Source organism: Pseudoxanthomonas sp. LjRoot204_2 (genome assembly GCF_056175765.1).
The window spans coordinates 1-2,014 of the sequence record NZ_JBGFFG010000535.1 but is presented as its reverse complement, the minus strand read 5'-3'; the positions used below and the strand labels follow the sequence as shown (position 1 = coordinate 2,014).

Below are 2,014 nucleotides of genomic sequence, written 5' to 3'. Positions count from 1 at the left end.
ATCTTGGACAGCATTGGCCATTCTCAGAACCTGCAGGCCAAGATGGTCATGAAAGGCGGCTTGTTGCTGGCCATTCGTTATGACAGCTCGCGATATACGCGGGACCTGGATTTTTCCACAAGCGACAAGTACGCGCCCGAGAGTGTGGAGGCCGTTCTGTCGGAGATTCGCGAAGGCTTGCTCGCGGCAGAGGAGAGGCTGCCTTACAGTACGGCGTGCCGCTTACAGTCACACAGGCTCGAGCCCAAAGGGGAGAATCGCACCCACCACAACCTGGCGTTGAAGATCGGATTCGCAGACAAAACCAATGCGACCGCCATGGCCCGGCTGAACGCCGGCAAATCCGCCCAAGTGGTCGAGATCGACTACAGCTTCAACGAGGCCGTCTTCGACGTGGAGATGTTGGAGCTGGATGGGGGAGCTGCGTATTTCAGCCCATCGTGGACGGCGTTTCAGGCTGATCGTGGACGCCGTTTCAACGTGATCGTGGACGGCATTTCAAACTGATCGTGGACGCTGTTTCAGCGCGATCGTGGACGATTTGGGGAGCGCGCAAGTGATCTTTTGACCGGGCGTCAAGCTCATCGCCTTTTGCGGTGAAGCCTGATGCCCACGAACAGAATCACGATGCGCCGAATCCGAGAGACATTGCGCCTGCACCTGCAGGCAGACCTGAGCTACAACGAGATCGGCCGAGCGCTCAAGATCTCCAAGAGCGTCGCGGGCAAGTACGTCTCGCTCGCCCGCGCCGCAGGCATCGACTGGGCGGTCGCCCAGGCGCTCACCGACGAGGAGCTTGAATCCCGGCTGTATCGACCGGCGTTGCCCCGCTCCAGCCASCAACTCGCCCCCGACTTCGCGCTGGTGCATCAGGAACTCAAGCGCGCCGGYGTCACCCTGCARYTGYTGTGGGAGGAGTACGCCCGCAGCCTCGCCGGGGCCGGCCAGCAGGCCTACAAGTACACGAGCTTCTGCGTGAAGTACCGGGCGTGGGCGCTCGGGCTGAAGCGGTCCATGCGCCAGACGCACATCGCCGGCGAGAAGCTGTTTGTGGACTATGCCGGCCAGACCGTGCCGCTTGTGGACGCGGCCACCGGCGAGATCGCCGCCGCGCAGATCTTTGTGGCCACGCTCGGCGCGTCCAACTACACCTACGCCTGCGCCACCGCGCGTCAGACCACCGCAGACTGGATCGGCGCCCAGGTGAGAGCGCTGGAATTCTTCGGCGGCGTGCCGCGCTTGATCGTGCCCGATCAGGCCCGCGCGTTGATCAAGAGTCCGGATCGCTACGACCCCGAACCCAATCGCCTGTACGACGAGTTCGCCACCCATTACGGCTGTGCATTGCTCGCAGCACGCCCGGCCCATCCTCGCGATAAGCCGAAGGTGGAGAACGCGGTGCTCGTGGTCGAGCGATGGATTCTGGCGCGCCTGCGTAACCGGCGCTTCTTCAGCCTGGACGAACTCAACCGGGCGATCGCCGCGCTGCTGGTCGATCTGAACCAGCGCCCCTTCAAGAAGCTGCCCGGCTGCCGGCGCAGCGCCTTCGAGAGACTGGACGCGCCCGCGCTGCGGCCACTGCCGGCCCAGCGCTTCGAGGCGTGCCTGTGGAAGAGCGCCAAGGTGAACATCGACTACCACGTCGAGTTCGACGGTCACTACTACAGCGTGCCGCACGCCCTCGTGCGCACCACCGTCGAGCTGCGCGTCAGCGCCAGCCTGATGGAGTGCTTCGCGGCCAACCAGCGCGTGGCCTGCCATGCGCTGAGTCACCGCAAGGGCGCACACACGACCATCGCCGAGCACATGCCGGCGTCGCACCGTGCCCACCTGGAGTGGACGCCCCAGAAGCTGATCGACTGGGGCCGGCGCATCGGCGTCAGTGCGGCGGCGGTGGTGACATGGCAACTCGAACACCGCCCGCATCCGGAGCAGGGCTACCGCGCCTGCCTGGGGTTGCAGCGTCTGGCGCGCGAGTACACGCCGGCACGGCTGGAAGCCGCCTGTGCTCGAG

At 64.8% G+C, this 2,014-nt stretch carries 2 protein-coding genes; both read left to right on the top strand.

Annotated elements, in window-relative coordinates; genetic code table 11:
* A partial coding sequence (locus AC04L7_RS17590; protein WP_475513553.1) for a nucleotidyl transferase AbiEii/AbiGii toxin family protein occupies nt 1-507 on the top strand: 507 nt, incomplete at its 5' end.
* A 99-nt stretch (nt 508-606) separates the two neighbouring features.
* Nucleotides 607-2,014, top strand: a 1,408-nt coding sequence (gene istA, locus AC04L7_RS17585; RefSeq protein WP_475513552.1) for an IS21 family transposase, incomplete at its 3' end; no start/stop codon positions are given.